Genomic DNA, 25,797 nt, shown 5'->3' on the forward strand with positions numbered 1-25,797 from the left:
ACCTTCGCCGGCCGGCGCCGCGCCGCCGCCGCCGGCTTCGCTCGCGCGCTGCGCGAGCCAGCGCTGCCAGCCGTACACCTGCAGCACCGCGAACGCGCCCTGCAGCAGCATGTCCGAATACAGCTTCGCATCGAAGAAGATCCAGCCGTACAGCGCAACCGACGCGAGCCCGACCGGCCAGCACAGCATGCGGCGCTTCGCGGTCAGCCAGATCGCGAGCGCGCTGACGATCACGCCGGCGATTTCGAGTGGGGACATCGTCTGTGCTCTCCTGGTTGGCTGCCGGGGCCGCGCGTCACGCAGCCGGTTCCCGGTCATCAGAAATCATAGGTCAACGACACGCGCGCGGTGCGCGGCGCCCCCGGGAACAGGTACGCATCGCCCTGCTGCTCGCCCGCGTCGCGCCAGTAGAACTTGTTGAACAGGTTGTCGACCGACACGCGCAGTACCGTGCGATGGCCGCCGATCTTCGTCGTATAGCGCGCGCCGAGATTGAACACGAACCATGACGGCACGCGCGCGGTGCCTTCCTCGTTCGCGTTGCGCGCCGCGCTGTACTCGACACCGCCGAGCACGTTCAGCCCTGCCACGCCCGGCACCGCGTAATCCGCATACAGCGACGCGCGCAGCGCGGGCACGTTGATGATCTGGTGCCCTTCGTAGGCCGGCGACCCCGAATCGTACGCGCGGGCGCGGATCGCCGCGACGCTGGCCGTCAGCCCCAGCCGCTCGGTCACGCGCCCGGCCGCGCCGAGCTCGATCCCCTGGTGCCGCTGCGTGCCGCGCTGCACGAACGTGTAGGCGGTGCCCGACGCATCCGGGTCGGCGAACTGGAACGGCTTGCTGATCGAGAACACGGCGGCCGTGAGGCTCAGCCGGTCGAGCCAGTCGTATTTCGCGCCGACCTCGATCTGGTGCGATTCGACCGGCGGCAGGAACGCATACGCATTGGTCGCGCGCACCGGCGCCTGGTCGCCGAGCGACAGCGCCTTGCTGTACGACGCATACAGCGACAGCACGTTGACCGGCTTGTAGACGAGCGCGACCTGCGGCAGGAACACCGAGCGGTCGGTGTGCGTCGTGTCGCCGTCGGGACTGCTCCAGCTGCGCTGGCGCAGCAGCACTTCCTTGCCGCCCGCGAGCACCTGCCAGTGTTCGCCGATGCTGATGCGGTCGAGCCCGAACACGCCGTACTGCCACGAATCGAGCTGCGGATACGACGGCCCGGGCGTATTCGGCGACGGTGCAAACGTGACGTCGGGTCCGTCGATGTTCTCGCTGCCGACATAGTCGTACACGGCGGTCGCCATGTGCACGACGCGACGCTGCACGCTTACGCCGAGCGTCAGTTCGTGCCGCAGCGGTCCCGTCGCGAACTTGCCGGTCGTGACGGCGCGCAGGTCGTCGTTGCGCCGGTATTCGCCGGGGCTGCGGAAGTCGTACACGTCGTAGTCGCCGTTCGCGCCGAAGAAAAACGGCGACGTCGCGCCGGCCGTGCAGCTTGCCGCGTAATAGCAACCGTACGCGAACGCACTGTTGTCGTCGATCATCGTGCGGCTGCGGCCCGCGGCGACGTACGCCTTCCAGTCGTCGTTGAACTGGTAGTCGAAGCGGGCGTTCAGGTTCAGCGCATCGGTCGTCACCGGTTTCGCCCACGGCTGCGTGCCGAGCGCCTTCGACGTCGTCTTGACCGACGGCACGACGGTGCCGCCGAGCAACTGGTAGCCGGGCGCCGAGCGCTGGATCCACTGCTGGAATTCGGCGTTGAGCTGCAGGCTCGCGCGCGGGCTGATGTCCCAGTCGGCGGCGATCGAGCCGAACGTGCGCCGTCCGTTCGTGCCGTCGATGTAGGCGTGCATGTTCTCCTTCGCGGCGTTGATCCGGAAGCCGAACTGATGGTCGGGGCCGAAGCGGCGGCCGAGATCGACGGCCGCCGACGTCGAGCCGCGGCTGTCGACGCCGCCCGTCACGCTCGCGACGTTCGCGGAGCGCTTGGTCACGAAGTTGATCACGCCGCCCGGCGCGACGACGCCGCTGTCGATGCCGGCCAGCCCCTTCAGGATCTCGACGCGCTCCTTGTTCTCGAGCGGCACGTTCTGCTCGCCCGACACCGTCAGCCCGTCGATCCGGATCGCGCTCGCGAGATCGACCGGAAAACCGCGGATCGCGAAGCCTTCGAAATAGCCGACCGGCGCGTAGTCGTTGACGACCGATGCGTCGTTGCGCACGACGTCGCTCAGCCGCTTCGCCTGCTGGTCGTCGATCAGCGCGCGCGTGACGACGTTCACCGACGCGGGCGTGTCGCGCAGCGGCGCGTCGTCGAGCCCGGCCACCGACGCATTGCGCGCGCGCAGCGTGCCGCCGCGCTCGCCGCTCACCGTGATCGCGGGCAGCGTCGCGGTGCCGGCCGCGTCGGCGTCCGGTGCGGGCGCGTCACCCGGTGCCGCGGCGGCCTGCGCCGCGAAAAGCGTGATGCCGAGGCCGACTCCGAGCCCGACCTTGGTGCGCCGCCGCCGTGCGGACGCCGCTGTTGTTCGATTCACCGTCATTGTTCTGGATGGAAAACTCGCCACTCGACCCTGTCGAAACCCGTTACGAAGCTGCGAAGCATGCCCCCGCGGACGCAATCCGCACCGTCACCGGCCGCGTGCGGCGACACGCCATTCATCAGACGAACCGGACGATATGGCACGCACGCATGCCGGTCAGCCAGGAAGACGCGGGATGGGACATCGGATTCAGGTGACGCGCCGGGCACCGACGCAGCCGCCGACGGATTCGTCGGGAGCGGGCGGGCGGCCGGCGGCATCGCGCGGTCGTGTCATGCGGGGGACGCTTCGAACGCCCCGGTGCGGGCGGCGGGCGCTTGCGCCGACCGTTCGTCGGAACGGCGGCCTGCCCGTCGCGCGCGACATCGCGGCGTGGCGCGCATTTTACCCCGGGCGGGACCGATGGCCGTGGAATCGGGCGGAACGGGAGGCGGGAACGGCGGGATGGGGGAAATAGGCTGCGGAGGGCGCGCCGGCGGCGGCGGCGCGATCGCGCCGCGCATCGTGCGCGGCGACCTCGACGACCGGTGCGGTCACGCGCCGGTCGAACGGACGAAAACCGGCGCGGGAATCACGGCCCGCTACCGGTTCGACACCGCTCAGAACCCCTGCATCGTCACGGTCGGATCGACGACGAGATGCACGACGCCGTAGATCACCGCGCCGACCAGCAGCGCAAGCAGGATCGCCACGAACGGCAGCAACGTGAAGTTGGCGTTCGCGAGATCGGTCGCGTGCGACTTGCTGTTGCGCACGCCGAAGAAACTCCACAGGACCAGGCGGACCATGCCGAGCAGTTTCATGATGGGCTCCTTTCATCGAATCGGTTAACGCTATCGTCGATCCGACCGGCATCCGAAAAAAGAAGCAGTTGCGCGCGCTTTTCGCGCAGCAGGCCGTCTGCGGCGGCGTGTCGCAGGGTGCGTCAGCGGTCGAGCACGAGCGGCTCCGCGGCGCCTGGCGCGGGCCGCGCGACGCACAGCAGCGCGCAGCCCGGTTCGACCGGCGCGTCGGGCGCTTGCGCATAGTCGACCGCGCCGGACAGCACGCGCGTCGCGCAGGTGCCGCACGAGCCGGAACGGCATTCGGACGGCACGGCCACGCCCTGCCCCTCGGCGAATTCGAGCAGCGTGCCGTCGGCAGGTGTCCACGCGGTTTCGCGCGCCGTGCGCCGGAACACGACCGGCACGCCCGGCGCCGCTCGCGCGAGCGTCTCGCGCGCCACACGACGCGAGACGCTCGACGGCCCGAACGCCTCGAAGCGGATGCGTTCGTCCGGCACGTTCAGTGCGCGCAGCCCGTCGTACAGGTCGCGCATGAACGCCGCGGGCCCGCACAGGTAGAAGTCGTAGTCGTCGAACGACAGGATCCGCTTCAGCTGCGCGACGTCGATGCGGCCGGCCCGCGCGGCCGAGCGTTCATCAGGATGACTGTCGAACCAGTGCAGCGACAGGCGCGCGTCGGCGGCCGCGATGGCCGCGAGTTGCGCCGCGAACGGCCGGTCGGCCGCATCGCGTGCGCCATGCACGAACACCACGCGGCGCGACGGCGTGTCGTCGACCAGTGCGCGGCGCAGCATCGCGACCATCGGCGTGATGCCGATGCCGGCCGACACGAGCACGGCCGGGCGCGGGCTCGCGAGATCGAACGTGAAGCGGCCGCGCGGCATCTGCGCGTCGAACGTCATGCCGGCCAGCGCATGATCGTGCAGCCACGCCGATACGCGCCCTTCGCGCTTCACGGTGATCCGGTAATGCGCGCCACCCGGCGCATCCGACAGCGTGTAGCTGCGAATCGCCGGCGCATCGCCGCCCGGCAGCGCGACGCGCAACGTCAGGTGCTGCCCGGCTTCGTAGGCCGGCAGCACGCCGCCGTCCGCCGGTTCGAAATGAAACGACCGGATCGCGCGCGCTTCGTCGACGATCTTCGCGATGCGCAACGGCCGCCATGCGGGTGCCGATGCAGGCACGACGGACGGCACCGGGACCGCCTGCGCGGCGCCCGGCGAAGCCGCCGCCGTCGTCGCGAACTGCGGCGCGCGCTCGACCGCCGACCACCGGAACGGCAGCACCGCACGCAGGCGCCGCACTTCCCGCACATGGAACCGCACGACACGCTGCGCGCCGTCGAACGACGCGACGAGCGGCCCGTCCCACACGATCTCCGCGCGCGCGGCGACAACCAGCAAGTCGCCGCTGTCGAAATCGATGAACAGCAGCCCCGCGCGCGGATCGTGCTGCAGGTTGCCGAGCGTGTTGAAGAAGCGGTTGCCGCTGAAATCGGGCGTCGTCAGCGTGTTCGCATCGTCGACGCGCACGAAGCCCGGCATCCCGCCGCGATGCGACACGTCCGCGCCGCGCGCGGCGCCCGCCTCCGCCGACGTGTTCGCGCTCGCGACGAAGAACGTATCGGCCTGCGCGAGCAGCGCGCGGTCGGCGTCGCTCAATGCGTCCGACACGTCGGGCGCGACGGCCGCATCGGCTTCGCGTGCGATGAACGTGGGCTTGCGGCCCTGGATGTACTTCGCGCAGTTGCCGAAGCTCTGCTCGACGGCGATCGTCAGCGCATCGCCATCGACCGCGCGCACGACGCCGTTCACGCGATTGCGCCGCCGCGTATCGAATTCGATCCCCAGCCCGCCGAGCGCCGCGCCCGGTTGCCAGGTACCGGCCAGCGGATCGCCCGGCAGCGCGCGCGCCGCGATGCGCAGCGTGCGCGGGTCCGGCGACGTGACGAAACCCGGCGCACCGGCGCGCAGCGTCGCCCATGGCTGGCCGTGCGCATCGACGCCGCCGAGCACGAAGAACGGCAGTTGCGCGAAGAACGCGCGGTGCTGGTCCGGCATGAAGCGCCGGATGCCGCGCCGGCCGGCCGCACCCGCCGCGTCCGTCACGCCTGCGCGCTGCTGCACGGCAAGCTCGCCCGCGTGAAACGGCACGGTGTCGAGTTCCCAACCCGGTACGACGGCGGTCGGCGCGTTCATCGCATGCTCCTGACTAGGCTTGGTTGAAGGAGAGGTTACGCGGCGAGCAGGCCCGCGCGAGTCGTCGGCATCGCGACGAAGCCCGGCAGCGCCTCGATACGCGCCAGCCATGCGCGCACGTGCGGATACGGTTCGAGCGACACGCCGCCTTCCGGTGCGTGCGCGATGTACGTATAAGCGGCGATGTCCGCGATCGTCGGCTGCGCGCCGGCCGCGAACGGCTTGCCGGCCAGCTCGCGATCGATCACGTCGAGCACCTTCGCGGCCGTGCGCTTGGCGGCCTCCGGATCGAGCTGCGCGCCGAACACGGTCACGAGCCGCGCGGCAGCCGGGCCCGACGCGATCGGGCCGGCCGCATACGACAGCCAGCGCTGCACGACGGCCGCGCCGACCGGATCGTCGGGCAGCCAGTGCGCGTCGCCGTAGCGCTTCGCGAGGTAGACGAGGATCGCGTTCGAATCGGCGATCACGGTGCCGCCGTCGTCGATCACCGGTACCTGCCCGAGCGGATTCAACGCGAGAAAAGCCGGTTCGCGCTGCGCGCCGACCGCGAGATCGACGTCGATGGTTTTGGACGGCAACCCGAGCAGCGACAGGAACAATCGGACACGGTGCGCGTGGCCGGACAACAGGAACGAATAGACGCGGATCGGCGAGGCAGGCTTGCGGGCGGCAGACATGGAAACACTCCGGATTCTCGCGCCGCCGGGAATCGGCGACGAACGGCTCCAGCGTAGCGCTCGCCGTTCGTCGCCAGAAGACGGATAATCGCGGAAACATTATCCTCTTTCATAGGACAATCGACGATGGCCGATCTGCGCGACGTGAACCTGAACCGGCTGGCGATCTTCGTCGCGGTGGTCGAGGCCGGCTCGCTGACGGCCGCGGCCGAGCGGCTCGGCCTCGCGAAGACGGTCGTCAGCACGCACATGCAGCGCCTCGAATCCGAGGTCGGCACGAACCTGCTGGTGCGCACGACGCGGCGGCTGAGCGTGACGGATGCGGGGCGCGTGTTCTACGACGCGTGCCGCGACATCGTGCGCGCGACCGAAACCGCGCTCGACGCGGTATCGTCCGACGCTGGGCCGCTGCGCGGCACGCTGCGCGTGAGCGTGCCGATCGACTACGGCGCTTTGGTCGTCGCACCGGCCGTCGTCGCGTTGCGCGACCGGCATCCGGGGCTCGACGTCGAACTGGTGGCGAACGACCGCGTCGTCGATCTCGTCGCGGACAATCTCGACGTCGCGATCCGCATCGGCCGCCTCGCCGATTCGAACTATCGCGCGGTGCAGCTCGGCACGTACGAGAAATGGCTGGTGGCGAGCCCGGCGTTCGTCGCCCGGCACGGGCTGCCGCGCGATCCGGATGCGCTCGCCGCGCTGCCGTTCGTGATGCTGTCGACGCTGCCGCGCCCGCACACGCTCGAACTCGACAACGCGAACGGCGGCAGCGCGGCCGTCCGCTGTGCCGCACCGGTCGTATCGAACACCGCGACCGCATGCCGCGCGATCGTGCTCGCGGGCGGCGGCTTCGGGTTGCTGACGGATTTCTCGACCGCGGACGACGTCGCGGCCGGCCGGCTCGTGCGGCTGCTGCCCGCGTGGCGCTCGGCACCGGCCGGAATTCATGCGGTGTATCCGTCGACGCGGCTGCCTACGCCGAAGGTGCGGGCGTTCATCGATGCGATGAAGGAGAGGATTGGCGACACACGGCCGGCACGCAAGACGAAACGCGAACGCTAGCGCGCGCCGGTTGCGTGCCCGCGCACGCCATTCATCCGACGAATCACGACGTCCCCGCGATCAGGCGCCGCCATGCACGGCGCTCATGCGCGGCATGAAAACTAATCGATTGTTGGCGCCCCGGATCGACGCCGACAATCCGCTTCATGCCCCCTCGTTTGCGGTACGGGCCACTCACCCTCCCAATCGGCACGTCACGATCCATGAACCGCCCAGTCCCTCTTCCCTGCATCGCCGCGGCCCGCACGGCCCCGCCGGCACCCTCCCTTGCCCGCCCCCGCACTTGCGGCGAAGCACTCGTCGGCCTGCTCGAACGTTACGACGTCGAATGCGTGTTCGGCATTCCCGGCGTGCATACCGTCGAGCTCTATCGCGGGCTCGCCGAGTCGTCGATCCGCCATGTGACGCCGCGCCACGAACAGGGCGCCGGCTTCATGGCCGACGGTTATGCCCGGGTCACCGGCCGGCCGGGCGTCTGCTTCATCATCACCGGGCCCGGCATGACCAATATCGCGACCGCGATGGCACAGGCCTACGCGGATTCGATCCCGATGCTGGTGATCTCGAGCGTCAACGCGCGGCGCGAGCTCGGCAGCGGCGACGGCCGCCTGCACGAGCTGCCGTCGCAGCGCAACGTCTTCGCGGGGCTCACCGCGTTCTCGCACACGCTGCTGGACGCGGCCGACCTGCCGCAGGTCCTCGCGCGCGCATTCGCCGTCTTCGAAAGCGCGCGGCCACGGCCCGTGCATATCGAGATTCCGCTCGACGTGATCGTGATGCCGGCGCCCGCGCTGCCCGCCACCCCGCCCGCGCTGCCCGCGCGCCCCGCGCCTGACGCCGGTGCGCTCGCGGCGGCCGCGGACCTGCTCGCCCACGCACGCCGGCCGCTGATCCTGGCGGGCGGCGGTGCCGTGCAGGCGGCAGCCGAATTGCGCGAACTCGCCGAACGCCTGCATGCGCCCGTCGCGCTGACGATCAACGCGAAGGGCCTGCTGCCGGCCGGCCATCCGCTGCTGATCGGCTCTACCCAGTCGCTGCCGGCCACCCGCGCGGCGATCCGCGATGCCGACGTGGTGCTCGCCGTCGGCACCGAGCTCGGCGAAACGGATTACGACGTCACGTTCGACGGTCGCTTCGCGATCGACGGACGGCTGATTCGCATCGACATCGATGCGCAGCAGCTGATGCGCAATGCCCGCGCGGAGATCGCCATCGCCGGCGATGCACGGCTCGCGCTCGGCACGCTGTCGACCCGTCTGCACGAAAAACCCGCGCCGACACCGGAAGCCGGCTGGGGTGCCTCACGCGTGGCCGCCGTGCGCGCCGAGATCGCGTCCGGCCACGACGGCCACGTGCGCGCGCAGGCGCGACTGATCGACACGGTCGTCACGACGCTGCCGGGCGTGATCGTCGCCGGCGATTCGACGAGCCCCGTCTACGTCGGCAATTTCACCCACGACGCGCCCGCGCCGCGCAGCTGGTTCAACTCGTCGACCGGCTACGGCACGCTCGGCTACGGGCTGCCCGCCGCGATCGGCGCGAAGCTCGCCGCGCCGGCGCGCCCGGTCGTCTGCCTGATCGGCGATGGCGGCCTGCAGTTCACTTTGCCGGAGCTCGCGAGCGCGGTCGAGGCCCGCCTGCCGGTGATCGTGATCGTCTGGAACAACCGCGGTTACGGCCGCCGCGTTGCGCGCCGCCGCAGCGCGCGCGATTCCGACTGTGATCGAGATCGACGAAGCGGCGTGGTTCGGTCAGGTGCAGCCATGAGTCCGGCCGCCGCGTTTCGTTTCGATCCGCCGCTGCATACCGGGCTCCTCATCGATGGCGTGTGGGGACCCGGCGTCGGCGGCGCCACGCTGCCCGTCGTCGATCCGTCGACCGAAGCGGTCCTCGCGCGGGTCGATGCCGGCGACGACGCGGACGTCGAGCGCGCCGTCCGGGCCGCGGCCCGCGCGTTTCCCCGCTGGAAACGCACGACGGGCACCGCGCGCGCGGCCCTGCTCCGCGCGATCGCACGCGGCGTCGACGCGCACCGCGCGCGGCTCGCGACACTGCAGTCGCTCAACAACGGCAAGCCGTTCGCGGAAGCGGAGATCGACGTCGCCGACGTGATCGCCACGTTCGACTACTACGCCGGCCTCGCCGAACGGCTCGACACGGACGGCGAAATCGAGGTCGCGCTACCCGACGACCACCACCGCGCGTGGATCCGGCGCGAACCGGCCGGCGTCGCCGCGCTGATCGTGCCGTGGAATTTCCCGATGGTGACGACGGCGTGGAAGCTCGCGCCCGCGCTCGCAGCCGGCTGCACCGTCGTGCTGAAGCCGTCCGAGATCACGCCGCTGCCCGAACTCGAACTCGCCGCGATCGCCGCCGCTGCGGGCCTGCCGCCCGGCGTGCTGAACGTCGTGACGGGCACCGGTCACGACGTCGGCGCCCCGCTGTGCGCGCATCCGCTCGTCGCGAAGGTGTCGTTTACCGGCAGCACGGGGGTCGGTGCGCAGGTCATGAAAGCCGCCGCGGACACGATCAAGGGCATCGGCCTCGAACTGGGCGGCAAGTCGTCGATCGTCGTGTTCGACGACGCCGATCCCGACCAGGCGGTCGAGCTGATCGCCGGCGGCGGCCTGTTCAACGCCGGGCAGATGTGTTCGGCGACCTCGCGCGTGCTCGTCGCCGCGCCGCTCGCCGAAGACCTGATCGCGCGTCTCGCGCGGCGGATCGACGCGACCGTCGTCGGCCCGCCGTTCGCCGAGGGCGTGCAGATGGGCCCGCTGACGAACCGTGCGCAATACGAACGCGTGAAGCACTACCTCGCGCAAGGCCGCGCCGACGGCGCGCGGCTGGTGGCGGGCGGCGACGTGCCCGCCGGCCCCGGTTACTTCGTCCGGCCCGCGCTGTTCGCCGACGTGCCGACCGACAGCGCGCTGTGGCGCGACGAAATCTTCGGGCCGGTGCTGTGCGTCCGCACATTCGATACCGAGGACGACGCGATCGCGGCCGCCAACGATACCGAATACGGGCTCGTCGCGACCATCGTCACGCGCGACACGGCACGCGGCAAGCGGGTCGCCGACGCACTCGAGGCAGGCGTCGTGTGGATCAACACACCGCAGCTGATCTATCCGCAAACCTCATGGGGCGGCTACAAGCGCAGCAGCGTCGGGCGCGAGCTCGGTCCGTTCGGGCTGGCTGCGTTCCAGGAGATCAAGCAGGTCATGATGCCGGCCCGCTGAGGCCGCCCGGCTCATGCGTTTATCTCATGCCGCGCATGCGGATATTTCGTTTGTTGCGGAAATTTGACCTCCCTACAGTTCATCCACACCCCGCGCCGCCGTTCGGCGACCGGCATCGAACCACCCGGCATCGTTCATCAGGAGACGGCCATGCAACACTTCAAGGCGGGCAGAAGGCAGGTGATCAAAACCCTCGGCACGGCACTCGCCGCATCCGCCCTTCCGATGCCATTCATCAGTACTGCGAAAGCACAGTCGAGCAGTTTCGCGGGAAAGACCCTTCGGCTGCTCACGTGGTCTGACGATACCGGCGCGGCCGCGCTGCGCAACATCGCGGAAACCTTCAGCAAGCAGACCGGCGCGCGCGTGATCGCCGACCGTGCGGACGGCACGTCGGGCATGGTCGCCAAGGTCAAGGCCGCCGGCGAGCGGCCGACCTACGACGTGATCACGCTGGCCGGCGTGGGCGCGGCGGGCCTCGCCGACGCGGGCCTGCTCGCGAAGCCGGACCTGAACCGGCTGCCCAACCTGAAGGACGTCGCGCCGCAGTACCGCACGGGCGCGAACGGGTTCGGCATCGGCTACCTGCTGTGGTCGGACGGACTGATCTACAACACGTCGACCATCAAGACCGCACCCGCGAGCTACGAAGCGCTGTGGGATCCGAAATATGCGGGCCGCCTGTTCCTGCCGCCGCCGGAATGGGCCGAGGCGGTCGATCTCGCGATCGTCGCCGCGAAGCTGGCCGGCGGTTCGCAGCAGAACATCGAGCCCGGCTTCCGCAAGCTCGCGGCGCTCAAGGATCGCGTGATGACGCTCGGCGAGAACCCGAACCAGATCGCCGACCTGTTCCGCACCGGCTCGCTCGACATCGGCGGCATCTATTCGCCCGCGTTCTTCCCCGACCAGATCCGCAAACCCGACTACAAGATGGGCGTGACGTACGGGATGAAGGAAGGCTTCGCGACGCAACTGATGTTCACGGTGATTCCGAAAGCGCACCCCGGCGACCTCGATCTGATCCATGCGTTCATCAACCACACGCTCGACGCGGGCGTGCAGGGCCGGATGGCGGCGGACGTGCTGAACGGGCCGGTGAACGCGAAGGCCGTGATCCCGGCGGAAAGCCGCCCGTTCGTGCCGTCGCCGCAGCAGATCGCGGAGAAGGCCATCCTGCACGACGACAAGGCCCTCGCGGCCGTCCAGCCGGCGTGGATCAAACGCTATACCAGCCTCTTCGCGGCCTGACGACATGGCCTCGCTGCCCTCCTCCCGTCACGCGGAGCCGGTCGCCGCCGGCCAGGCCGGCGGCGCTCAGGCCGCCGCCGCGCGGCCCGGCGTGCCGCCGTGGCTGCTGCTCGCGCCGGTCCTCGCGTTCCTCGCGGTGCTCGCGGCCGCGACGCTCACCGTGCTGCGGATGAGCGTCGGTACGCCGGGCGACGAATGGCGCACATTCACGCTGCAGAACTATGCCGATCTCGCCGATCCGTACTTCATGCATTCGCTGTGGCTCACGCTGCGCCTCGCGTTCGAGAGCATGGTGTGCGCGATGCTGCTCGCGATCCCCGTCGCGCTGGCGATGGCGCGCGCCGAATCGCGGCTCGCGCGGCGACTCATGCTCGCCGGCGTACTGCTGCCGCTGCTCGTCAACCTGCTGCTGCAGGGCTACGGCTGGCTCGTGATGCTCGGCCCGGCAGGCTTGCTCAACCGCTCGCTGCTGGCGGCCGGCATCGTCGAACGGCCGCTGCAGCTCCTGTACCGCGAACACGGCGTGCTGCTCGGGCTGATCCAGACGGCATTCCCGCTCGCCGTGCTGCCGCTGTCGAGCGCGCTGCGCGCCGTGTCCCGCTCGTACGACGAAGCGGCCGCGACGCTCGGTGCGACGCGCTGGCAAACGCTGCGGCACGTGACGTTGCCGCTCGCGATGCCGGGGCTCGTGTCGGGGGCGCTGCTCGTGTTCGCGTACAACGCGAGCGCATTCGCGGTGCCGCTCCTGCTCGGCGGCCGGCGCGTGCCGATGCTCGCGGTGCTCGTGCACGACCAGGTCGCGCCGCTGCTGAACTGGCCGGCCGCTTCGGCGTCGGGTGTCGTGCTGATGGGTGCGACGCTGGTCGTGATGGCCGTGTCCCAGCGCCTCGTGCGCGCCGTGCAACATGACGAGGTGACCCGATGAATGCTCTTTCGCCGCGCGCGCCGCTGCCGGGCCGCCTGAGCCGCTCGACCGGCGCGCTCGCGACGCTCGTGCTGTTCGCCGCCGCGATGCCGATCCTGACGATGATCACGATGTCGTTCGGCTCGTCCGGCACGCTCGAATTCCCGCCGCGCGATTTCAGCCTGCACTGGTACCGCGCCGCCTGGCAGACCTTCGTGGCCGGCGACGCGGGCAGCGCCCAATCGATGGGCGCCGCGCTGACGACGAGCCTCGTCGTCGCGATCGCGACGATGCTGGTCGCGACCGCGGTGTCGGTGCCGGCCGCCTATGCGCTGTCGCGCTACCGCTTCCGCGGCAAGACGCTGGTCGAACAGCTCGTCGCACTGCCGGTCGTCTATCCGCTCGTCATGCTCGGCCTCGCGCTGCTGCTCGTGTTCAACGCGCTGCCGGTCGAACTCGGGTTCGTGCGGCTCGTCGTCGCGCACGTGATCCTGACACTGCCTTTCACCGTGAAGAACTGCGTCGCGTCGGTCGCGTCGATCGGCCCGGAATTCGAGGAAGCCGCGTACCTGATGGGCGCGAGCCCGCGCCGCGCGTTCGTCGATGTCGTGCTGCCGCTGATGCGCCCGGGCGTCCTCGCCGGCATGCTGTTCGCGTTCATCGTGTCGTTCAACGAATTCACCGTGACGTTCTTCCTGTACAGCGTCGACACGATGACGCTGCCGGTCTGGCTCTACAGCCGCACCGTGTCGTCGCTCGACCCGACCGTGTTCTGTTTCGCGGTGTTCACCGTCGCGATCGATTTCGCGCTGATCTGGATGCTCGAAAAACTCGTCGGCGACAAGGGCGTCGCGCTCTGACGCGCGTACGGCTCCGCCTTCGCCCATCCAAGGAATCCCCATGACCCAGCTCACCCTCCAGAACGTGACGAAGCGCTTCCATCACGCGTATGCCGTCGATCACGTCGATCTGTCCGTGCCGGACGGCAAGCTCGTCTGCTTTCTCGGCCCGTCGGGCTGCGGCAAGACCACGCTGATGCGGATCATCGCCGGCCTCGAGACACCGACGTCGGGCACGATCACGTTCGCCGGCCGCGACCTCACGCACGTGAGCGCCAACCGGCGCGATTTCGGCATGGTGTTCCAGTCGCTCGCGCTGTTCCCGCACATGACGGTCGCGCAGAACATCGCGTATCCGCTGCGGCTGCGCAAGACCGCCAAGGCCGCGCAGGCGCGGCGCGTCGCGGAGCTGCTGGAGCTGATCCAGCTTCCGCACCTGGCCGACCGGCTCGTCACGCAACTGTCGGGCGGGCAGCGCCAGCGGGTCGCGATCGCGCGCGCGATTGCCTCTTCGCCGCGCCTGCTGCTGCTCGACGAGCCGTTGTCGGCACTCGACGCAAAGCTGCGCGAGGCGATGCAGGTCGAGATCCGGCTGCTCCAGCAACGGCTCGGCATCACGACGATCATGGTCACGCACGACCAGCGCGAAGCGATGACGATGGCCGACGAGATCGTCGTGATGGAGAAAGGCCGCATCCAGCAGGTCGGCCGGCCGCTCGACATCTATCGCGATCCGGTCAACGAATTCGTCGCGGATTTCATTGGCCTCGGCAACATCCTGCCGGTCGCGTGCGATGGCGACGACGCAATCGTGCTGCCCGGCGGGCAGCGGCTCGCGATCCGGCGCGCGCCCGACACGCCGCGCGCGGACGACGCCGTGCGCCTGCTGATTCGCCCCGAGGACGTGTGCGTGCGCCCGATCGCGGTATCGCCGTCCGCACCGAACACGCTCGCCGGCACGGTCGCGTTCGTGCGCGACGTCGGTGCATCGATCGAGGCGACGATCGATTGCCGCGGCTTCACGCTGACGGCCGCGACGACGCCACGCGAGACGCCCGACCTGCACGTCGGCATGCCGGTCGCCGCCGAACTGCCCGCGCATGCCTGCAAACTGATCGCCGCACGCGGCGCCTGATGCCCTTTCCCTCCCTCCAGCGCAGCAACAAGGACTTCACCATGAACGCATCGACCCAAGCCCACCGTCTCGTGCGACGCCTGTTCGCCCGCACCGCCCTCTTCTGCGCCTGCACGGCAGGTCTCGCGGCCATCGCGCCGCTCGCCCATGCCGACGCGCTCGACACGATCGCGAAATCGGGCATCGTGCGCATCGGCGTGTTCGAGGATTACCCGCCGTTCGGTTCGATCGGCCCCGACATGAAGCCGCAGGGTTACGACATCGACATGGCGACGCTGATCGGCAAGGCGCTCAATGCGAAAGTCGAGCTCGTGCAGGTCACCGGCGACAACCGGATGGCGTACCTCGCCGACCGCAAGACCGACATGCTGCTGTCGGTCGGCCAGACGCCGGAGCGCGCGAAGGTGATCGATTTCTCGAATGCGTATGCCCCGTACTATCTCGCGGTATTCGGCCCGAAATCGCTCGCGGTGAAGGGCACCGCGGATCTCGCCGGCAAGTCCGTCGCGGTCGCGCGCGGCACGCTCGAGGACCTGAGCGTGAGCAAGGTCGCCCCGCCGAACGCGACGATCAAGCGCTTCGACGATCCGAACGGCGCGATCGCGGCGTTCCTGTCGGGACAGGCGCAGCTGCTCGTGGTCGGCAACGACGTCGGCGCGACGATCATCGCGCGCCACCCGTCGATCGATCCGGAGCAGAAGTTCTCGCTGTTCAGCTCGCCCGATCACGTCGGCCTGAACAAGAACGAGCCGCGCCTGATGCGGAAGGTCAATGACGCGATCGCCGGCGCGAAGAAGAACGGGACGCTGAACACGCTGTCGCAGAAGTGGCTGCACGCGGCACTGCCGGCCGACCTGTGATGCGCGCCGCGCCCGCCCCGCATGCGCGACGAAAGGTATCGTGATGACCTACGTGTTCGACTTCAGCGATTTCGACCTCTACGCCGGGATGCTCGCGCGCGGGATCGGCGTGACGCTCGGCCTCACCGCGGCCTCCACCGTGCTCGGCGGCCTGATCGGCACCGCCGGCGCGTGGGCCGCGCTCGCCGGCCCGCGCTGGGCGCGGGCGCTCGTCGCGGCCTACGTCGAACTGATCCGCAATACGCCGTTCCTGGTCCAGCTGTTCTTCATCTTCTTCGGGCTGCCCGGGATCGGCGTGCACATCGACGAAGCGCAGGCGGCCGTGCTGGCGATGACGGTCAACCTGGGCGCGTATGCGGTCGAAATCCTGCGCGCCGGCATCGAATCGGTGCCGCACGGGCAGACGCAAGCGGCACGCGCGCTCGGGCTGCATGGCCGGCAGGTGTTCGGCCAGATCGTATTGCCGCAGGCACTCGCGAACGTGTACCCCGCGCTGCTCGGGCAAGTGCTGATCGTGATGCTCGGCTCGGCCGTCGTGTCGCAGATCTCCGTGCCTGACCTGACCTACGCGGCGAACTTCATCCAGTCGCGCAATTTCCGTGCGTTCGAGATCTACATCGTCGTGACCGCGATCTATCTGCTGCTGTCGATCGCGCTGCGCATGCTGCTCAATCGCGTCGCCCGCCGGCTGTTTGCGGGCCGTGCACCGCACGGTGCGGCCGCCGCACCGCGCCGATCGTGCGGCGCCCGCTTCAGGTGGCGCCTGCGCTCCCCTGAAACCGGCCTCCCGACGGAGCGGGTACGATGATCGAATTCACCTTCCAGGATATTGCGTGGAACCTGCTGCTTGCCGCACGTTGGACCGTGCTGCTGTCGCTGATCACGTTCGTCGGCGGCAGCGTCGCCGGGTTCGTGCTGCTCGCGATGCGCATCTCGCCCGTGCCGGCGCTGCGCCGCTTCGTGATCCTGTACATCGCGCTGTTTCAGGGCACGCCATTGCTGATGCAGCTGTTCCTCGGTTTCTTCGGACTGCCGCTGGTCGGCATCGACGTGACACCATGGGTCGCCGCGTCGGTCGTACTGACGTTGAACGCGAGCGCCTGTCTGGCCGACATCTGGCGCGGCTGCGTGGACGCCGTGCCGCGCGGTCAGTGGAATGCGGCGGCCAGCCTCGGCATGACGTGGACGCAACAACTGCGTTACGCGGTGTGGCCGCAGGCATGGAAAATCGCCCTGCCGCCGACCGTCGGTTTTCTCGTGCAGGCGGTGAAGAGCACCGCGCTGACGTCGATCATCGGGCTGACCGAACTCACGAAGACCGGCAACATCATCACCAACGCGGTGTTCAAGCCGTTCCCGATCTACGCGATGGTCGCGCTGCTCTACTTCGCGATGTGCTTCCCGCTCACGTGGTACGCCCGCGCGCTCGAGCGCGGCTACCGCGCCGCTAAGGTACGCTGAACCGGCGCCGCTCGCGCCTGATTACGATGCAGGTATTCCCCATGATTTCCATCAGCAACGTTTCGAAGTGGTACGGCCAGTTTCAGGTCCTCACCGACTGCACGACCGAGGTCAAGAAAGGCGAAGTGGTCGTCGTGTGCGGCCCGTCGGGCTCGGGCAAGTCGACGCTGATCAAGACCGTCAACGGCCTCGAGCCGTTTCAGCAGGGCGAGATCCTCGTGAACGGCCAGTCGGTCGGCGACAGGAAGACGAACCTGTCGAAGCTGCGTTCGAAGGTCGGGATGGTGTTCCAGCATTTCGAGCTGTTCCCGCATCTGTCGATCACCGAGAACCTGACGCTCGCGCAGGCCAAGGTGCTCGGCCGCGGCAAGAACGAAGCGACCGAGAAGGGCGTGAAGCTGCTCGAGCGCGTCGGCCTGAAGGCGCATGCGCACAAGTTCCCGGGGCAGCTGTCGGGCGGCCAGCAGCAGCGTGTCGCGATCGCGCGCGCGCTGTCGATGGACCCGATCGCGATGCTGTTCGACGAACCGACGTCCGCGCTCGATCCCGAGATGATCAACGAAGTGCTCGACGTGATGGTCGAACTCGCGCAGGAAGGGATGACGATGATGGTCGTCACGCACGAGATGGGCTTCGCGAAGAAGGTCGCGCATCGCGTGATCTTCATGGACAAGGGCGCGATCGTCGAGGACGACCGCAAGGACGACTTCTTCTCGAATCCGAAATCGGAACGCGCGAAGGACTTCCTCGCGAAGATCCTGCACTGAACGATGCCGCGGTGCGTCGTGCCGGACGACGCGCCGCCCCCCCTGCCCTTCCGGTCGCCCGCTCCACATCCGCCTTTCCGATGAGACGACTTCCCTCCTTCAACGCGCTGCAGATATTCGACATCGTCGCCCGACACGGCAGCTTCACGCGCGCCGCCGAGCAGCTGTGCCTGACGCAGGGGGCGGTGAGTCGGCAAATCCTCGCGCTGGAGGCGTTCTACCAGTTCCCGCTGTTCAAGCGCACGCCGAAGGGCCTGACGCTGACGGCGGAAGGCGAATTGCTGTTGCCGACGGTGCGTGAAAGCTTTGCGCGCATCGAAGAGGTGTCGATGCGCCTGTCGCGCCGACGCACCGAGCTCGCTCTGAAGGTGCCGACCTGCGTGATGCAGTGGATGCTGCCGCGGATCATGCGGTTTCAGTCCGAGCACCCCGAGCTCCAGGTGCAGATCACGACGACCTGGGGTCATCACGTCGATTTCCGCATGGAACCGTTCGATGCCGCGGTGATCTACGCTCCCGGCGCCGGCCCCGACATGCATGCGATTCCGCTGTTCGAAGAGCGGCTCACGCCCGTATGCGCGCCGGACCTGCTGGAGCGGCAACCGCTCGCGAGCGTCGACGACCTGACCCACCATACGCTGCTGCATCCGACGCGCGATCACCGGGACTGGAAACACTGGCTCGACCATGCGGGCGCACCGCACGTCGACTCGACGCGCGGACTGAGCTTCGAGACGCTCGACCTCGCGACACATGCGGCGCTCGACGGTTACGGCGTCGCGATGGGCGACCGGACGCTCGTCGACGAAAGCGTCGCGGCGCACCGGCTCGTGACTCCGTTCGACGTGTCGCTGCCGACCGGGATGGGCTACTACTTCGTGTATCCGGGCGGGGCCGAACAGCAGTACAAGATCCAGCTGTTCGGCGACTGGATCGCGGGCGAACGCGAGCGCCAGACCTCGGCATTCAACCAGCCGGCGTGAGCCGGTCGGCCGCGCGCAGGCCTGCGCGCGCCGCGATTTCATGGGGAACCACGCCGTCGATTCGTGTCCGCACGGCCAATGTTCATTTATTGAAAAGACGGCCCAATCACGCAAACAGACGACACTTCACTCCGCGTGCCGTGCGGTTACCACCTTGTTTTCATGTTCAGCCTGCCATTGGCGAGGACCGAACACGGCCGGCGCGGCGCCATCCGGTCAGCCGATCTCCCGCAACGTCCCCAGCAGCACCTTGCGGCAGCTCGAGATCATCTGCGCCTCCGGATCGCGATACCCGGTGAGCAGCCACGCCGCGCCCACGTTCGTCATCGCCCCCACCAGCGCGAGCCCGATCAGCCGCTGCTCGGTGCGCTCCGCGGGCGTCCCGGCCTCGCCCGGCGCGCCGATCGCCATGATCAGCTTGCCGAAGTCGATCAGCATGCGCTGGTAGGTCATGTCGGTATCCGCGCTCACGCCCATCACCTCGAGCAGCAGCACGCGCGCCGCGCACGGGTCGCGCAGGAACGCGAAGAACGCGGCGAGCCCCGCGTCGACGCGCTCGCGCAGCTCGCCGCCGCGCGCGGCCACCGCCTGCGCGACCGCATCGTGCAGTTGCTGCGCGTGGTGCAGGTAGGTGCAGCGCAGCAGATCCTCGGTACTGTCGAACGCCGCGTAGAAATAGCGGTCGTTCAGCTTCGCTTCCTGGCAGATCGACCGCACGGTCGCCTTGCGGAACCCGACCGTGCCGAACACGCGCGTCGCCGCGCCGATCAACGCGCCGCGCCGCTCGGCGGCCCGTACCTCGGGCGCCACGCCGCCATACGACCGGCCCCGTTTTTCCGTTTCGAGTGCTTTCTCCATTCCGCTATTTGACATCAGGACACCCGAAAACTAAAGTGGTGACGACCAACACCACAATAGACGCGCCGCCGACGCAGCGCAAGCGGAACGGGAGGAACGACGGATGAAGGGGTTTTCCGGGAAGGTTGCCGCGATCACGGGCGCCGGTTCGGGCATGGGCCGCAGCCTCGCGGTCGAGCTCGCGCGGCGCGGCTGCGAGGTCGCGCTCGCCGACGTCAACGAAACCGGGCTCGCCGGCACGGCGGCCGCCTGCGCGCGGCACGGCGTGCGCGTGAGCACGCGGCGGCTCGACGTCGCCGACCGCGACGCGGTGTTCGCATGGGCCGATTGCGTGCGCGCCGAGCACGGCAAGGTCAACCTGGTCTTCAACAACGCGGGCGTATCGCTGGCCGCCAGCGCCGAGACGGCGCGACTCGCCGATCTCGAATGGATCGTCGGCATCAACTTCTGGGGCGTCGTGCACGGCACGCAGGCGTTCCTGCCGCACCTGCGCGCGTCGGGCGACGGGCACGTCGTCAACACGTCGAGCCTGTTCGGGCTCGTCGCGATGCCGACGCAAAGCGCGTACAACGCCACCAAGTTCGCGGTGCGCGGCTTCACCGAGGCGCTGCGGATGGAGCTCGAACTCGACGGCGCGCCGGTGAGCGCGACCTGCGTGCATCCGGGCGGCGTCGCGACCGGCATCGTCGACGCGGGCCGCGTCGATACCAGCATCCACGCACTGACGGGCCAGGACGAAGCGACCCATCGCCGCCAGGCGAACCGGCTGATCAACGCAACGACGGCCGACGATGCCGCGCGGCAGATCCTCGCGGGCGTCGAACGCAATGCGCGCCGCGTGCTCGTCGGCGCCGACGCGCGCCGGCTCGACCGGATCGCGCGCCTGCTCGGTGCCGGTTACCAGTGGCTGATGCTGCGCCATGTGCGCCGCGCCCGCGCACGCAACCTCGAACGCGCCCACGCTCCGGCCGCGCTCCCGACCACGCCGACCAAGGACCCCGCATGACCTCGACGACGACCGACCGGCGCGACGCGCCGTCCGCCCCCGGCGCCCGCCGCGACGGCAACGACCTCGACGTGCTGATCGTCGGCGCCGGCCTGTCCGGCATCGGCGCCGCGTATCACCTGAAGCAGCGCTGCCCGTACGCGAGCGTGGCCATCGTCGAAGCGCGCGACGCGATCGGCGGCACCTGGGACCTGTTCCGCTATCCGGGCGTCCGTTCGGATTCCGACATGTTCACGCTCGGCTACAGCTTCCGCCCGTGGCACAGCGACAAGGCGATCTCGGACGGCCAGACGATCCTCGACTACATCCGCGACACCGCGCGGGCCCACGGCATCGACAAGACGATCCGCTACGGCCAGAAGGTCGTCGCGGCCGACTGGGATTCGAACCGCGCGCGCTGGACGGTACGCATCGAGCGCACGCAGGACGGCGCGACCGACACGCTCGTGTATACCTGCCGCTTCCTCTTCATGTGCAGCGGCTACTACGACTACGACGCCGGCTACCTGCCCGACTGGGCCGGCATGGACACGTTCGAGGGCAAGCTCGTGCATCCGCAGCACTGGCCGAAGGACCTGTCGTACGCGAACCGGCGCGTGGTCGTGATCGGCAGCGGCGCGACGGCCGTCACGCTCGTGCCGTCGATGGCGGCCGATGCGCAGCACGTGACGATGCTGCAGCGCTCGCCGACCTACATCGTGTCGCTGCCCGCCCGCGACAAGATCGCGAACGCACTGCGCCGCGTGCTGCCGTCGCGGCTCGCCCACCGGCTCGTGCGCGTGAAGAACGTGCTGCTGACGATTTACCTGTACAACGTATCGCGCCGCAAGCCCGAGCAGACGAAGAAGTTCATCATCCGCGCGGCCGGCAAGCAGCTCGGCCCCGACTTCGACGTCGCGAAGCACCTGACGCCGCGCTACATGCCGTGGGACCAACGTGTGTGCCTCGTGCCGAACGGCGACCTGTTCAAGGCGATCCGCGCGGGCCGCGCGTCGATCGTCACCGACGAGATCGAGCGCTTCACGCCGACCGGCCTCAAGCTCAAGAGCGGCCAGCAGCTCGACGCGGACGTGATCGTCACGGCCACCGGGCTGAAGGTGAAGATGCTCGGCGGCGCGCGCGTCACGGTCGACGGCCGCGCGGTCGACCTGCCGGAAACCGTGTCGTACAAGGGGATGATGTACAGCGACGTGCCGAACCTCGCGTCGTCGTTCGGCTACACGAACGCGTCGTGGACGCTGAAGGCCGAGCTGATCGCGCGCTACGTGTGCCGGCTGCTCAACCACATGCGCGCGAACGACTACGACACGTGCGTGCCGCGGCTCGGCGCCGGCGAACTCGGCGACGTGCCGGCCGTCAACCTGAGCTCGGGCTACATCCAGCGCGCGGCCGGCATCCTGCCAAAGCAGGGCCATCACAAGCCGTGGAAATTCCACCAGAACTACGTGCGCGATCTCGCATCGCTGAAGTTCAGCGCGCTCGCCGATTCGGCGATGCATTTCGAACGCCGCGCGAAAGCCGGCACGGCTGCCACGGCGCCGGTTGCCGAACCCGCACTCGAACCCCGTTGAGGCCGACATGACCCCTGTGCTCCATCTGATCCAGAACGTGCTGCTCGGCGTCGTCGCGGTACTCGCCGCGCTCGCGCTGTTCACCGCTTACGTGGCCCGCCGCGTGACGCGCGCGTTTCCGCCCGAAGGCCGCTTCGTCGACATCGGCGACGACCGCATCCATTACGTCGAATACGGCAACGGGCCGCCGATCGTGTTCGTCCACGGGCTCGCGGGGCAGTTGCGCAACTTCGCGTACCTGCCGCTTGCGCGGCTCGCGCAGCGGCATCGCGTGATCCTCCTCGACCGGCCGGGCGCCGGCCGCTCGCTGCGCGGCGCGGGCTCGCAGGCGAACGTGTTCGCCCAGGCCCGCACGGTCGCCGCGTTCATCGACGCGCTGCGGCTCGACAAGCCCGTGCTGGTCGGCCATTCGCTCGGCGGCGCGATCGCGCTCGCGGTCGGCCTCAACCACGCGGACCGCGTGAGCCGGCTCGCGCTGATCGCGCCGCTGTCGCACGAGCAGACCGAGCCGCCGGGGCCGTTCAAGCCGCTGATGCTGCCGTCGCCGCTCGTACGCCGCTTCGTGTCGTGGACTTTCGCGATCCCGCTGACGATCCTGACCGGCCGCAAGGCCGTGCGCCAGGTGTTTGCGCCGGAAGCGGTGCCGCGCGACTTTCCGGTCAAGGGCGGCGGCCTGCTCGGGATGCGCCCGCACGTGTTCTACGCGACGGCGACGGACCTGCTGTCGGCGCCGGTCGACCTGCCCGCGATGGAGCGACGCTACGCGGATCTCGCGCTGCCGGTCGACGTGCTGTACGGCCGCGCCGATCCGATCCTGAACTGGCGCGAGCACGGCGAAGCGCTCGCGAAGAAATCGGCGCGCGTGCGGCTGAAGGTCGTCGACGGCGGACACATGCTGCCGGTCACGATTCCCGATGCAACGGCCGACTGGCTGCTCGACGTGGCCGCCGCGCCCGCCGAGGTGCCGGCCGAGGTGCCGGCGCAAGCGGCACGGCGCATCGCGTAACGACGAAGCCCGGCCTGATGCCGTGCCGCGCGGCGGACGCTGGCGCGGAATCAGGCCTCGTCGTCGGGGATCGGCAACCCGAGATCCGATATCACCTCGCGCGCGGTCCGGAACGCCTCGACCGCGGCCGGTGCGCCCGCGTACAGCGCGCTGTGCAGCAACACCTCGCGGATTTCGACGAGGCTCGCGCCGTTGTTGAGCGCGCCGCGAATATGCCCCTTCAGTTCCGTGCTGCGGCCGAGCGCCGCCAGCATCGCGCACGTGCACAGGCTGCGCGTCTTCAGGTCGATCCCGCCCCGTTGCCACGTGCTGCCCCACGCGTGCTCGTTCAGCCAGTTCTGCAACGGGCGCGAAAACCCGTCGAGATCGCGCATCGCGCGCTCGACGAACGCCTCGCCCATCACGTCGATCCGCCGCGCCTTGCCGTCTTCCCTGTCCTGTTCGCTCATGTCGGTGTCCTGGTTGGAGTCGCGGCCGCTTCGGCGTCGCCGGCGGCCGCGGGGTGTCGTGTCATGTTCGGGGGCCGGACGCGTTTCGTCAAAGACAGGGCCCTCGGTCGGGCGCCGCCCGCGTGACGCGGTGCCGAACGCTACGTAACATCCCGCCGCGCGTTACGTCTGCTTACGGGAACATCACGACGGACACGGCGGCCCCCCTTGCGTGGCCGATGCGCGAAAACGCCGTTACTCCGTTTAAATCGCGCAGATATTCCCGATTCCTGCAACAAAGCGCGGCACCGTTTCGCGAAAGCTGTCGTGGCTCGGAATTTGCAGAGGAGGCTTGGACACACTTCCAATGTCGAGGCCAACATGCACACACTCTTCAAGAAGACGACGGTAACGATGGCCGTCTCCTCGCTGCTCGCGCTGTACGGCTGCGGTTCGGTCGACGGACCGACGACCCCGCCGACGATCAAGCCCAGCACGTCGGGGACGAGCGGCAGTTCGGGGACTTCGGGGACGTCGGGCGGCGGTAGTTCCGGGACTTCCGGTAGTTCCGGCACGTCGGGTAGCTCGGGGACTTCCGGTACGTCGTCGGGGACTTCGGGTACCTCGGGCACCTCCGGCACCTCGGGCACTTCCGGTACCTCGGGCACTTCCGGTACCTCGGGTACTTCCGGCACGTCGGGCACCTCCGGTACGTCGGGCACTTCCGGCACGTCGGGTACTTCCGGTACCTCGGGCACCTCCGGTACGTCGGGCACTTCCGGTACCTCGGGCACTTCCGGTACCTCGGGCACTTCCGGTACCTCGGGCACTTCCGGCACCTCGGGTACTTCCGGCACGTCGGGCACCTCCGGTACGTCGGGCACTTCCGGCACCTCGGGTACTTCCGGTACCTCGGGCACCTCCGGTACCTCGGGTACTTCCGGTACGTCGGGCACCTCCGGTACGTCGGGCACTTCTGGCACCTCGGGCACCTCCGGCACGTCGGGTACTTCCGGTACCTCGGGCACCTCGGGCACTTCGGGCACTTCGGGCACCTCGGGCACCTCGGGCACCTCGGGCACTTCGGGCACTTCGGGCACCTCGGGCACCTCGGGCACTTCGGGCACTTCGGGCACTTCGGGCACTTCGGGCACTTCGGGCACTTCGGGCACTTCGGGCACTTCGGGCACTTCGGGCACTTCGGGCACCTCGGGTACTTCCGGTACCTCGGGCACTTCCGGTACCTCGGGCACCTCCGGCACCTCGGGCACCTCGGGCACCTCCGGCACGTCGGGTACTTCCGGCACCTCGGGCACCTCGGGTACTTCCGGCACGTCAGGTACTTCCGGCACCTCCGGCTCCGGCGTCACCCCGCTGGGCAATGTCCTGCAGAAATCCGGCAACCTCGTGACGGCGCTCGGCACGACGGTCGCGACCGGCGGCAGTCAGATCGGCGGCGTGCAGATCCCCGGCACGAACCCGACGACGGCCACCAGTGTCGGCAACGCGGTCACGAGCCTCGGCAACGGCGTGCAGGCACTCGGCAACGGCGTCGCGGCCGGCCTCGGCTCGATCGGCGTGTCGGCGAATCCGCTCGGGCCGACGCTGACGTCGACCACCGGCCTGCTGACCGGCGCCGGCGGCGCGGTCAACAACCTCGGCAACGCGGTGAAGAGCCTCGGCTCGGGCCCGCTGTCGCCGCTGTCGCCCGTGACGACGCTCGTCGGCGATCTCGTCAACACCGTCGGCGGTGCCGTCAACTCGACCGCATCGGGCCTCAACACGGCGCTGAACAGCTCGCCGGTCCAGCAGCTCGAGACCCAGCTCGGCAAGGTGATCAACCCGATCACGAACACGCTGACCGGCGGCGTCACAACGCCGGGCGCCACGCAGACGCTCGGCGGCGTGACGCTGCTCGGCACGCCGCTCAACGGCCTGCTGAGCACGCTCGGCAACGGCCTCGCGCTCGCGGGCTCGAAGGTCGGCGGCGCAACCGACAACCCGGTCGGCGCGGCGCTCGGCGGCGTCGTCACGCAGCTCGGCAACACGGTGACGTCGACCGGCGGCCTCGTCCACGACAACAACGCGGGCAGCTCCAGCAGCGGCTCGGGCGGCAGCAACCCGCTCGCCCCGATCACGGGCCTGCTCGGCACGTTGACGGGCGGGCTCGGCGGCGGCAGCTCGAGCGGTTCGGGCGGCACCAGCGGCACGAGCAGCGGCG

The 25,797-nt window shown here is 69.4% G+C and carries 22 protein-coding genes; 15 read left to right on the forward strand and 7 right to left on the reverse strand.

The window, feature by feature from the left end; genetic code table 11:
- The 5 genes from G3N62_RS24615 to G3N62_RS24635 form a co-directional block, all read right to left on the reverse strand.
- A partial coding sequence (locus G3N62_RS24615; RefSeq protein WP_206141324.1) for a nicotinamide mononucleotide transporter family protein occupies window positions 1-258 on the reverse strand: 258 nt, incomplete at its 3' end.
- A 59-nt stretch (window positions 259-317) separates the two neighbouring features.
- Window positions 318-2,549 carry a TonB-dependent siderophore receptor gene (locus G3N62_RS24620; RefSeq protein WP_124668766.1) on the reverse strand — a complete coding sequence of 744 codons (2,232 nt, stop codon included), beginning with the start codon at window positions 2,547-2,549 and terminating at the stop codon, window positions 318-320.
- A 599-nt stretch (window positions 2,550-3,148) separates the two neighbouring features.
- Window positions 3,149-3,352 carry a DUF2970 domain-containing protein gene (locus tag G3N62_RS24625; protein WP_034185578.1) on the reverse strand — a complete coding sequence of 68 codons (204 nt, stop codon included), beginning with the start codon at window positions 3,350-3,352 and terminating at the stop codon, window positions 3,149-3,151.
- Between the two features lie 122 nt (window positions 3,353-3,474).
- The gene (locus G3N62_RS24630; RefSeq protein WP_124668765.1) at window positions 3,475-5,532 is read right to left on the reverse strand and encodes a pyridoxamine 5'-phosphate oxidase family protein; all 2,058 of its coding nucleotides are present in this window, start codon (window positions 5,530-5,532) and stop codon (window positions 3,475-3,477) included.
- A gap of 35 nt (window positions 5,533-5,567) precedes the next feature.
- Window positions 5,568-6,212, reverse strand: coding sequence for a glutathione S-transferase (locus G3N62_RS24635; protein WP_034185576.1), 645 nt, complete (start codon window positions 6,210-6,212; stop codon window positions 5,568-5,570).
- A 126-nt stretch (window positions 6,213-6,338) separates the two neighbouring features.
- Here G3N62_RS24635 and G3N62_RS24640 point away from each other — a divergent pair, with 126 nt between their 5' ends.
- From G3N62_RS24640 to G3N62_RS24695, 11 genes are all read left to right on the forward strand, one after another.
- The gene (locus G3N62_RS24640; protein WP_034185575.1) at window positions 6,339-7,274 is read left to right on the forward strand and encodes a LysR family transcriptional regulator; all 936 of its coding nucleotides are present in this window, start codon (window positions 6,339-6,341) and stop codon (window positions 7,272-7,274) included.
- Between the two features lie 203 nt (window positions 7,275-7,477).
- Window positions 7,478-10,510 carry a 5-guanidino-2-oxopentanoate decarboxylase gene (locus G3N62_RS36080; RefSeq protein WP_241013197.1) on the forward strand — a complete coding sequence of 1,011 codons (3,033 nt, stop codon included), beginning with the start codon at window positions 7,478-7,480 and terminating at the stop codon, window positions 10,508-10,510.
- A 150-nt stretch (window positions 10,511-10,660) separates the two neighbouring features.
- Entirely contained in the window at window positions 10,661-11,758 is a 1,098-nt protein-coding gene (locus G3N62_RS24655) for an extracellular solute-binding protein (protein ID WP_034185574.1), read from the forward strand.
- Window positions 11,759-11,762: 4 nt separating this feature from the next.
- Window positions 11,763-12,683 (forward strand): ABC transporter permease, encoded by a 921-nt coding sequence (locus G3N62_RS24660; RefSeq protein ID WP_069704541.1) that lies wholly within the window; start codon window positions 11,763-11,765, stop codon window positions 12,681-12,683.
- A complete protein-coding gene (locus G3N62_RS24665) occupies window positions 12,680-13,522 on the forward strand; it encodes an ABC transporter permease (RefSeq protein WP_124668762.1) in 843 nt (280 codons plus the stop codon). The genes G3N62_RS24660 and G3N62_RS24665 overlap by 4 nt, the downstream gene beginning before the upstream one ends.
- Window positions 13,523-13,562: 40 nt before the next feature.
- On the forward strand, window positions 13,563-14,636 hold the full coding sequence (locus G3N62_RS24670; protein ID WP_124668761.1) for an ABC transporter ATP-binding protein: 1,074 nt from the start codon (window positions 13,563-13,565) through the stop codon (window positions 14,634-14,636).
- Window positions 14,637-14,677: 41 nt separating this feature from the next.
- Window positions 14,678-15,496 (forward strand): transporter substrate-binding domain-containing protein, encoded by an 819-nt coding sequence (locus tag G3N62_RS24675; protein ID WP_124668760.1) that lies wholly within the window; start codon window positions 14,678-14,680, stop codon window positions 15,494-15,496.
- A gap of 43 nt (window positions 15,497-15,539) precedes the next feature.
- Window positions 15,540-16,304 (forward strand): amino acid ABC transporter permease, encoded by a 765-nt coding sequence (locus G3N62_RS24680; protein WP_124668991.1) that lies wholly within the window; start codon window positions 15,540-15,542, stop codon window positions 16,302-16,304.
- Window positions 16,301-16,957, forward strand: a complete 657-nt coding sequence (locus G3N62_RS24685; protein WP_049035687.1) for an amino acid ABC transporter permease — start codon at window positions 16,301-16,303, stop codon at window positions 16,955-16,957. Before G3N62_RS24680 ends, G3N62_RS24685 begins: the two co-directional genes overlap by 4 nt.
- A 41-nt stretch (window positions 16,958-16,998) precedes the next feature.
- A complete protein-coding gene (locus G3N62_RS24690; protein ID WP_206141325.1) occupies window positions 16,999-17,724 on the forward strand; it encodes an amino acid ABC transporter ATP-binding protein in 726 nt (241 codons plus the stop codon).
- An 80-nt stretch (window positions 17,725-17,804) separates the two neighbouring features.
- Complete coding sequence (locus tag G3N62_RS24695; protein WP_124671348.1) at window positions 17,805-18,707, forward strand: LysR substrate-binding domain-containing protein; 903 nt, start codon at window positions 17,805-17,807, stop codon at window positions 18,705-18,707.
- A gap of 216 nt (window positions 18,708-18,923) precedes the next feature.
- Here G3N62_RS24695 and G3N62_RS24700 read toward each other — a convergent pair whose 3' ends face one another.
- On the reverse strand, window positions 18,924-19,565 hold the full coding sequence (locus G3N62_RS24700; protein WP_226103882.1) for a TetR/AcrR family transcriptional regulator: 642 nt from the start codon (window positions 19,563-19,565) through the stop codon (window positions 18,924-18,926).
- Between the two features lie 103 nt (window positions 19,566-19,668).
- Between G3N62_RS24700 and G3N62_RS24705 the strand changes: the two genes are divergently transcribed.
- From G3N62_RS24705 to G3N62_RS24715, 3 genes are read left to right on the forward strand one after another with little or no spacing between them, the layout of a single operon-like run.
- A complete protein-coding gene (locus tag G3N62_RS24705; RefSeq protein ID WP_034188266.1) occupies window positions 19,669-20,571 on the forward strand; it encodes an SDR family NAD(P)-dependent oxidoreductase in 903 nt (300 codons plus the stop codon).
- Window positions 20,568-22,142 carry an NAD(P)/FAD-dependent oxidoreductase gene (locus tag G3N62_RS24710; protein ID WP_124671347.1) on the forward strand — a complete coding sequence of 525 codons (1,575 nt, stop codon included), beginning with the start codon at window positions 20,568-20,570 and terminating at the stop codon, window positions 22,140-22,142. The genes G3N62_RS24705 and G3N62_RS24710 overlap by 4 nt, the downstream gene beginning before the upstream one ends.
- 7 nt (window positions 22,143-22,149) lie before the next feature.
- A complete protein-coding gene (locus tag G3N62_RS24715; protein ID WP_124671346.1) occupies window positions 22,150-23,148 on the forward strand; it encodes an alpha/beta fold hydrolase in 999 nt (332 codons plus the stop codon).
- A gap of 50 nt (window positions 23,149-23,198) precedes the next feature.
- On the opposite strand, the gene G3N62_RS24720 is transcribed toward G3N62_RS24715, so the two are convergent.
- A complete protein-coding gene (locus G3N62_RS24720; protein ID WP_034188269.1) occupies window positions 23,199-23,597 on the reverse strand; it encodes a carboxymuconolactone decarboxylase family protein in 399 nt (132 codons plus the stop codon).
- A 360-nt stretch (window positions 23,598-23,957) separates the two neighbouring features.
- Here G3N62_RS24720 and G3N62_RS24725 point away from each other — a divergent pair.
- On the forward strand, window positions 23,958-25,797 hold a 1,840-nt coding region (locus G3N62_RS24725), incomplete at its 3' end, for a collagen-like triple helix repeat-containing protein (RefSeq protein ID WP_206141326.1).

This window comes from Burkholderia sp. Tr-20355 (assembly GCF_017104685.1).
In the GTDB taxonomy this organism is placed as follows: Bacteria; Pseudomonadota; Gammaproteobacteria; order Burkholderiales; family Burkholderiaceae; genus Burkholderia; species Burkholderia seminalis.

Coding starts and splice junctions, on each gene's coding strand:
- G3N62_RS24620 (WP_124668766.1), bottom strand. CDS start 2,549: ATGACGGTGAATCGAACAACAGCGGCGTCCGCACGGCGGCGGCGCACC.
- G3N62_RS24625 (WP_034185578.1), bottom strand. CDS start 3,352: ATGAAACTGCTCGGCATGGTCCGCCTGGTCCTGTGGAGTTTCTTCGGC.
- G3N62_RS24630 (WP_124668765.1), bottom strand. CDS start 5,532: ATGAACGCGCCGACCGCCGTCGTACCGGGTTGGGAACTCGACACCGTG.
- G3N62_RS24635 (WP_034185576.1), bottom strand. CDS start 6,212: ATGTCTGCCGCCCGCAAGCCTGCCTCGCCGATCCGCGTCTATTCGTTC.
- G3N62_RS24640 (WP_034185575.1), top strand. CDS start 6,339: ATGGCCGATCTGCGCGACGTGAACCTGAACCGGCTGGCGATCTTCGTC.
- G3N62_RS36080 (WP_241013197.1), top strand. CDS start 7,478: ATGAACCGCCCAGTCCCTCTTCCCTGCATCGCCGCGGCCCGCACGGCC.
- G3N62_RS24655 (WP_034185574.1), top strand. CDS start 10,661: ATGCAACACTTCAAGGCGGGCAGAAGGCAGGTGATCAAAACCCTCGGC.
- G3N62_RS24660 (WP_069704541.1), top strand. CDS start 11,763: ATGGCCTCGCTGCCCTCCTCCCGTCACGCGGAGCCGGTCGCCGCCGGC.
- G3N62_RS24665 (WP_124668762.1), top strand. CDS start 12,680: ATGAATGCTCTTTCGCCGCGCGCGCCGCTGCCGGGCCGCCTGAGCCGC.
- G3N62_RS24670 (WP_124668761.1), top strand. CDS start 13,563: ATGACCCAGCTCACCCTCCAGAACGTGACGAAGCGCTTCCATCACGCG.
- G3N62_RS24675 (WP_124668760.1), top strand. CDS start 14,678: ATGAACGCATCGACCCAAGCCCACCGTCTCGTGCGACGCCTGTTCGCC.
- G3N62_RS24680 (WP_124668991.1), top strand. CDS start 15,540: ATGACCTACGTGTTCGACTTCAGCGATTTCGACCTCTACGCCGGGATG.
- G3N62_RS24685 (WP_049035687.1), top strand. CDS start 16,301: ATGATCGAATTCACCTTCCAGGATATTGCGTGGAACCTGCTGCTTGCC.
- G3N62_RS24690 (WP_206141325.1), top strand. CDS start 16,999: ATGATTTCCATCAGCAACGTTTCGAAGTGGTACGGCCAGTTTCAGGTC.
- G3N62_RS24695 (WP_124671348.1), top strand. CDS start 17,805: ATGAGACGACTTCCCTCCTTCAACGCGCTGCAGATATTCGACATCGTC.
- G3N62_RS24700 (WP_226103882.1), bottom strand. CDS start 19,565: ATGGAGAAAGCACTCGAAACGGAAAAACGGGGCCGGTCGTATGGCGGC.
- G3N62_RS24705 (WP_034188266.1), top strand. CDS start 19,669: ATGAAGGGGTTTTCCGGGAAGGTTGCCGCGATCACGGGCGCCGGTTCG.
- G3N62_RS24710 (WP_124671347.1), top strand. CDS start 20,568: ATGACCTCGACGACGACCGACCGGCGCGACGCGCCGTCCGCCCCCGGC.
- G3N62_RS24715 (WP_124671346.1), top strand. CDS start 22,150: ATGACCCCTGTGCTCCATCTGATCCAGAACGTGCTGCTCGGCGTCGTC.
- G3N62_RS24720 (WP_034188269.1), bottom strand. CDS start 23,597: ATGAGCGAACAGGACAGGGAAGACGGCAAGGCGCGGCGGATCGACGTG.